Origin of the sequence: Lactobacillus sp. UMNPBX19 (assembly GCF_002553805.1) — a bacterium.
Lineage (GTDB): Bacteria > Bacillota > Bacilli > Lactobacillales > Lactobacillaceae > Lactobacillus.
Map to the genome: position 1 here is coordinate 1 of NZ_PCYR01000082.1, position 811 is coordinate 811.

2 protein-coding genes are annotated in these 811 nt (G+C 34.8%); both read right to left on the reverse strand.

Annotated features, from left to right (window positions below; genetic code table 11):
* Nucleotides 1–285 (reverse strand): alpha/beta hydrolase (locus CP370_RS09140; protein WP_143467877.1); only part of this gene is annotated, 285 nt, incomplete at its 3' end.
* A gap of 88 nt (nt 286–373) precedes the next feature.
* Nucleotides 374–811 (reverse strand): DUF3427 domain-containing protein (locus CP370_RS09145; RefSeq protein WP_143467878.1); only part of this gene is annotated, 438 nt, incomplete at its 5' end.

Below are 811 nucleotides of genomic sequence, written 5' to 3' on the forward strand. Positions count from 1 at the left end.
ACCAATCAGTTTAACCTTTCCATTGGCATCTACATCGGCTCTAATGACAGAATTAGTCACTCCAGCTTCTTGAGCAGCTTTTACCATATTCTCTTCTCCACGATAATTACTTAGTCCACCATGGAAAAATAATGTTGGAATTACATTAAGATTGTTTTTCGGCGTTTCACTTTTTTCAACATAGTATTTATGTGCTGCATCAACTCTATTAGGTTTGTTTTGAAAACTGCATCCAGTCAAAACTAACGCTACTAGAGCAGTTAAGGAGACTAGTTTAATTTTCACTCTTATCTCATCCTCCATTTTCGCAACTTAAAATTTACTAAATAATTATTATGAATTTCTATAATTTATTCTAAACTATGCTTAATTCTTAACTAAAAAGCAAATCATAGATGGCTTGATTTAACGGATGCTTGAGAATCAGATTCATTCCAACTGTACTCTTTTGCTTTAAACCTATTTTTTCTTCTTTAACAGAATCTCTTTGGATATCGGCAGTACCTAAGTAATAAAATTCCTTTCCTGCTGCATCACTTTGCTTAACAAATAGGTGTAATTTCATATCTTTTGTATTAAGCAGCCGTTTTACCTCATCTGAATCAATGTGACGCGGCGTACGGGTATACCAGCGCAGATTATGTCCATTTTCTAAAGTATTATGATAGCGGGCATTTCTCTTCTTCTTTGAATCTTTTTGGTAAGTGATAAAAATTGGCGTTTCTTTTTCACCAACCCGATAACCATACATTGGTGCTGAAACGTCCTTAGGCCAGTTTAAGAGGCGACAAACGTCCTTACGATCATATTG